This window comes from Leptospira weilii (assembly GCF_006874765.1).
Classification (GTDB): Bacteria; Spirochaetota; Leptospiria; order Leptospirales; family Leptospiraceae; genus Leptospira; species Leptospira weilii.
This window is the reverse complement of the sequence record NZ_CP040840.1, coordinates 21,115-27,500: the sequence shown is the minus strand read 5'-3', so window position 1 is coordinate 27,500 and position 6,386 is coordinate 21,115. Positions and strand designations below refer to the sequence as shown.

The 6,386-nt window shown below is 36.7% G+C and carries 6 protein-coding genes (1 of these 6 running past the window's edge); all 6 read right to left on the bottom strand.

Annotated elements, in window-relative coordinates; all coding sequences use genetic code 11:
• On the bottom strand, positions 1-76 hold the 5' portion of the coding sequence (locus FHG67_RS00135) for a c-type cytochrome (RefSeq protein WP_004499774.1). 287 nt of this gene lie to the left of the window's left edge; 76 of the gene's 363 nt are visible here — the first part of the coding sequence; the start codon lies at positions 74-76; its stop codon lies off the left edge, out of view.
• Positions 77-79: 3 nt separating this feature from the next.
• On the bottom strand, positions 80-784 hold the full coding sequence (locus FHG67_RS00130; protein WP_004495075.1) for a urate hydroxylase PuuD: 705 nt from the start codon (positions 782-784) through the stop codon (positions 80-82).
• 169 nt (positions 785-953) lie between these two features.
• Entirely contained in the window at positions 954-2,168 is a 1,215-nt protein-coding gene (locus FHG67_RS00125) for an LIC10025 family lipoprotein (protein WP_004495143.1), read from the bottom strand.
• Positions 2,140-2,715: a hypothetical protein gene (locus FHG67_RS00120; protein WP_142499584.1), complete on the bottom strand. Its 576-nt coding sequence runs from the start codon at positions 2,713-2,715 to the stop codon at positions 2,140-2,142. Before FHG67_RS00120 ends, FHG67_RS00125 begins: the two co-directional genes overlap by 29 nt.
• Before the next feature lie 300 nt (positions 2,716-3,015).
• Positions 3,016-5,172: an adenylate/guanylate cyclase domain-containing protein gene (locus tag FHG67_RS00115; protein WP_004499797.1), complete on the bottom strand. Its 2,157-nt coding sequence runs from the start codon at positions 5,170-5,172 to the stop codon at positions 3,016-3,018.
• A 143-nt stretch (positions 5,173-5,315) separates the two neighbouring features.
• Positions 5,316-6,329, bottom strand: a complete 1,014-nt coding sequence (gene fliG, locus FHG67_RS00110) for a flagellar motor switch protein FliG (protein ID WP_000932791.1) — start codon at positions 6,327-6,329, stop codon at positions 5,316-5,318.
• Positions 6,330-6,386 lie beyond the last annotated feature (57 nt).

Genomic DNA, 6,386 nt, shown 5'->3' with positions numbered 1-6,386 from the left:
TTGCAAAAACAAAAATAAAAAAAATAAAAACAAATGAGAGGCGGGAAAACCCGCCTCGATTTTTACGGATCCTCATGGATTAAAGAAGAACCTCAAGAAGAATATAAATAATCAAAGAAAGAACAAAACCTGAGGTGATAACACCCTTTACGGTTTTAATCGGTTTGAAAGTGGCGCTTTCCGGCGTTGCGGTTAACGCGTTCGTTTCTACGATCGCGAGAATCACTAAAATAGCCCCTAAGAAAGTATGCGCTTGTGCGCTTGTTATCTCGAAAGAAATCGGAAGATTTCTTGCAGCACCCATCAAAAATAACATAGGAATGGAAAGAAGAGTATTAGTTCGAGAAGCCAAAAGACCTCTAGCCGCACGAGGAGCGGGGTTTTCCTTAGTTTCACCTTTTGCGGCCGCAATCACAACTTTCTGGGCAGGCCAAATCACAAACCAAACGTTGAACCACATTAAAGTTCCGAGTAATCCTCCTCCGAGAATTACCGCAAGCAATTGACCGGTAGAAAGAGTAGTGCCGTTAACGATCAAATAAATAATCATCGCCCAACCACTAAGGAAAGTAAACATCGCACCCCAACGAAACCACCAAAGAACTCTTGGAACCAATTGTTGAGTCGCTTTCTTCTTTGTATCCGCGTCCGTCTCAGCAAAAAAAGATCCTTGTACAAAATTAATGTACCAAAGTAGTCCGATCCAAGCGACGCCTGCGAGGAAATGTATCCACTTAAAAATGAAATACAAACCTTGGCTTGTAAAAAGAGCAATTCCTTCCATAATACCTCCAATTCATCGATTGAATTATAATTTTGTGTACTCTAAAAAAATAGAGCACCAGAATTAAAAATAAATCCCGAAGTTTAGGCTCTCAGTCAAGCACTTTAGAAAGATTCTAATTTCTGAGAAAAATAAAATACAAATTTTGGAAAATGAACTTTAGTACGATTCAAGATAGATCCTGGATTAAATTTTTCTGTAATATATCCCAGAAAGAAGGTTCGTCGTCCTTTTCATTCGAGGAACGGAATGGAGTAAAACGATCTTGAAAAATTTCAGCTTGAGACTTGAAAATCACTTTCATCTTGTTTCCGTTTTGAAAAAATTCCGATTCGAACTTATTTCCCTCATTGCCTTTACTTCCGTTCACAAGAAGAAGAAAATATCTATCAAAGTATTCATCCATGTTTCCGGGAATGAACCAATTTACCATGCCTGGCGGAAAAATCTTAAGAAATCGGCCGCTAATTTTTTTTTCGGGAAGTTTTGAAAACCCTCCCGTAATTTTTCCGTAATTTTTAGAAGAATAAAAATGAAGCTTATATCCCAAATTTTTAATATCGATTTCAAGTCCATAAACTCGGATGAATAATGAAACACGAATGTGAAGAACTTCCGGTTTACTCCAATAACCTTCGGAAGTATCGGGAATTTTTAAGAAGGTTTTAGTTCCCTCGTTATATAACTCGATCCCGTTTAGAAATTCTCCTGATTTAAAGATTGTAATTCGATACGACACTTGATTAAGAAGTTTATTGAATCTTTTATAAAATTGCGGATAAGCTATTTTTGTAGATTCGTTCAGTTCATAAAGAAGCCAAGATGCATTCCTCACTCTCCCCGAGTCGCAATGACAAACATAACAAAGATAACGATGCGTATTCGAAATCAAAGCGAGTCTGGAAGAATGATTCGAACCGGAACGAAGGAAATTTTGCAGCCGGTCTACGTGATGAAAAAAATCAAGATGACCGTATGTCGGAAGAATCGAAACCATCTCTCGTTTCATTCGAAACGTTTTTTGATCTTTGAAAAAAGTAGGAAAATATTCCACATGGATTTGATAAGGGACGTTCTCGGGAATTTTTTCTGTTGTGATTACATTTCGAAACCCTTGGTCCGTTTTTTGAAGATAAAAATCGATCGAAAGCATGTCGTCTTTTTCTTGCAGAAGATATACGTCCTCCGAGGTTAGATTTCCGAATAAGGCGTTTCTAATTCCTCCGGTCGGATATTCTCTGAAAATATTTTTTTGATAAGAAAGGTATTCTTTCCAGAAAGCGGCTTGTTGCGGTTTTTTCTGTACACAATCGAAAAGAAAAAAACAAATCGAAACGTAGGTGAAAAATCGAATTTTATTTCCTTTGTTTTCGTACGATTTCATAAAGCGAATCCACTGTTTGATCATTTATTTCTTTGTAATACGATTCGAAAATTTGCTTTTTGCTTCGGGAAAAAATTCTTAACCACGAAAAATTAGGCCGAATTCCGGAAGACAAAATACCTTTCGGATCTAATAAAATCGATTCGTAATTTTTCGATTTGTTCTCGTTGATATAAGTTTGAACCGCACTCGGCGCGTTCCTAAGATCGATAAACGCTACAAACTCGATGAAATCTTTGGACTCGTCGATCAAATTCTGCATTCTCCAATAAATCTTCCTTCCGTGTTTCCTACAAAGAACGATATCGACATACGAACAACCTAAAAGAAATACGGTTTTATCTTTTAAGGTTCTAGAATTCAAAATCTTGCCTTTTTGGTCTTTGAGTTGAAAATGGGGGAGATCGGAGGAAAAAACGGAAACCGTTAACAAAAGAAAAGCCGGGAAAAAAAACACCTTAAAAGAAAACACTCTAAGACGAATCGAAAAACCAATCCGTAATTTTTCTTTCAGAATACTTAAAACTCGTTTCAAAACCCTTTCCATTTTTTTTCTTTATTCCCATTTAATTGATAACTTTCATTACGGTATAAATTACTTTTAGAATTTATCTAAAAAAACAACATATTACTCGGACGCATAAAAAGAACACTGTAATAAGTTTGTTTCAAAATTTAGAATGTTAGATCTTCTTCAAAAAAAGCTAACCATTTTGGATTCGGTGCAATTTTATGAGCGCTTCCATATCTTTGCAAAAACCGTCCGTTAATTTTCGAGTATCATTTTCACGTGTCCGAGTAGTAAGATAAAGTACAAAGCTTTTGAGATAAATCTCTAGATTAATTTTTATTTCGTTTGAAATCGAAAAATTCCATCCCAATTTTTTTCCAAAGGTTTGGAAGAATATAATTTACAACGTTTCAGATAAATTTTGGAAAGATTATCTCTGGGTTCTTCATGATAAAGTTGTTTGAAAATTTTAGTCGCTTCCCCGAATTTCCCAGATCTATACTCAAAAATTCCCTGAGATAACAAATCTAATGTTCTCAGTTTAAATTCCTTCATCTCGTCCGGATCGGATTCAAACACCTCGTAGATATCCACAGGTTGACTTCTTCCTTTTACAAACGCCGAATCGATCATTCGAATTCCAATCTCGCTCATTCTATGGAGTCGAAGATAAGTATGATGAGAAATTAATATTCTACCTTGATACAAGTAGGTAAGAGATTGCAGTTTGGACGTAAGGCGGATCGCATCGCCGACCACGTTGGTGTCGATCCTTCTTTCGCTTCCCACTGTTCCTAAAATCAAAGAACCCGTATTGATTCCGATTCCGATCTCCAAATTCCATTCCGAAGGAATCGAAAAACTTTTTTGTATTTTTTTCGACCGAACGACACTCATCATTTTGAGCGCAGCTTCGACGGCATTGTCGGCGGAATTGAAATTCTCCTTTTCCACTCTTTCGTTATAATCCGCAAAAAGTGCGAGCAATGCATCCCCCGAATACTGATCCACAAAACCAGCGGCTTCATAAACGATCTTTTCCATTTCAGATAAATAAGAATTTAAAAATGCAATTGTCCGATTCGGCGAAATTGTTTCCAAAATATTTGTAAAATTTCGAATATCGGAAGACAGAATAGTCATCGATTTTTCTTTGTTATTCCCGATCGAAATTGATACTGGAGATTCCTTATCTAGAATCCTGATAAAATCCACGGGAACAAATCGATAAAAAGCGTTTTTTTGATTGGAAAGTTCCTCGTTAATAAGCTCCATATCCTTGTATAGCCGAACGTACTTCAAAATCAAAATACTTATGATCGTAACGACAAAGAATAAATAAACGATCGGAAAAAAAGAATAATGAAATTCTAAAATTTTAAAAATCGAATTCAATAAATCACACATTCCAAAAACGATACATACGAAAATTCCCGTTAATATCTTACCCGAGTCTTGTTTCTTTTTTCTTACCGCTTGAATCAAAAAGGAAAGAATATAAATCAAAAAGAAAACCATCGAAATTTGAGATATTTTAAGAACAACTTGCACCCAGGAAAATGGAGAAATAAGAATCGCAAAAAACAACCCGATCAAAAGAACTGTGAAAAAGTTTGAAATTACGCTCGATCTTTCTTTTTGGTAAAAGTAGTCCTTCAAAAAATAATAGAAAAAAGGAAAAATCAAAGTCAAAGAGGAATATTCGGCTCTGAAAAACGGAGAACTATCGATTTGAGAATTTAGATTAATAAACTTTTTAAAGATCAAATCCGAGGACGAAAAAAAATAAACGGAAGAAATAAATAAAAACAATCCGAAATAGAGATAATACAAATCGCGCTTCCGTATCGCATAAAAAAATATGTAATAAACTCCGAATATAAAATAGGTTGCATATAAAAAAACATAGAAATATTCGGAACTAGATTGATAAATCCCCTGAAGTGGGGAAATTTTATATCCGCTTGCGTTATAAAATCCGAAATGATCGTTTTGAATATAAGGAGTCTGATCGGATTCGCCAATTATACATAAAAGAATTGTATTTTTACCTTGCTTTAAAACACCGAAAGGAATAGGTAAAGTTACGGATCTTAAAGACCTTCGAATCGAAGGAGTCACGTCTCCCCCATCAGTTTGTTTCAGAAATTTCTCTTTTCGAATCAAAAAACCATTGAGATAAAGTTCCCAACTTTCTCCCACGCTTGGAAAATAAATCGCAGTCGGTAATTTTAAAAATACAGAATCCGAATTTATTGAAAATTCCGCTTTTACAGTCACTTCGTGGAACCCGGACCGTTCCGGTATTTCAAAAAGAGAATTAAAGCCCACCGGAAAATCGGAAATCGATTTCCAATTTTCAGGAGTCTTGGGCTCTTTTTCCTTATTTCCTTTTTTATTTTTAGAAAAAGAATTAGAAACATTCGATTTTTCTAATTTATTTTTGAGATGGTTTCCTAAACTCGCCTTCCATTCAACGTGTGTGAGGTCCAAAACCTCCGAATCATATCCGCACGAAAATAAAGCGGGTAAAATCGATAAAACTGCAAAAAATTTCAGGGCCCGGATCATTCAACCAGATTCCATTCAAGAAGAATTAGAAGCGAAGGAAATTTTTCCAAAAACGAAAGATTAGATCACATAACGAGCTCGTCTTCGCCAGCACGGGCGACGACAATTTCACCAGCGTCTTCAAGTTTACGTATGATGTTTACAATTTTTTGCTGTGCGTCTTCCACGTCTTTAATCCGAATCGGACCCATAAAATCCATATCTTCTCGGAGGAGGTTTGCGGCACGTTTGGACATATTTTTGAAGATTTTTTCTTGAACTTCCGTATCTACTGATTTTAAGGCTTTTGCAAGATCCGAGTTGTCCACTTCTCTCATAACCTTTTGAATCGCACGATCGTCCAAAAGAACGATGTCCTCGAAGACGAACATTCTCTTTTTGATCTCTTCCGCGAGTTCCGGGTCTTCCTCTTCCAAAGCCTCGATGATCGTCTTTTCCGTTCCCCGGTCCACTAAGTTCAAAATCTCAACCACAGAATCGATACCACCTGCGGACGTATAATCTTCGGAAGCCAAAGTAGAGAGTTTTCTTTCAAGGACTCGTTCCACTTCTCGAAGAACGTCCGGACTGACCCGGTCCATAGTTGCAATTCGTTTTGCGACTTCCGCCTGAATCGTATGAGGCAAATTGGAAAGAATATTCGAAGCTTTCTGAGGATCCAAATAAGAAAGAATCAATGCGATCGTTTGAGGGTGCTCGTTTTGGATAAAGTTCAATAGATGCTGAGGATCGGTTCTTCGAATGAAGTCGAACGGCCTGACTTGTAAGGAAGAAGTGAGTCGATTGATGATATCGATCGCTTTCTGATTTCCGAGCGCCTTTTCTAAAAGACCTCGGGCAAAATCGATTCCTCCATTGGAGATGAATTCTTGAGCCATCATTAGCTCGTTGAATTCTACTAAAACTTTTTCTTTGTCTTCGGGAGTAATCTTATCGAGTCGAGCAATTTCGAACGTGATTTGTTCGATTTCGTCCTCTCGGAGATGTTTGAAAATCTCGGAAGATACTTCGCTTCCAACTGCGATGAGAAAAACCGCAGCCTTTTGTCTTCCAGTTAGGTTTGTTTTTTTATTCAACACGCCTGGAACTTCCCGTAAGAATCCTATCGGTTAAAATAACGCATTTCAACGAAAAGA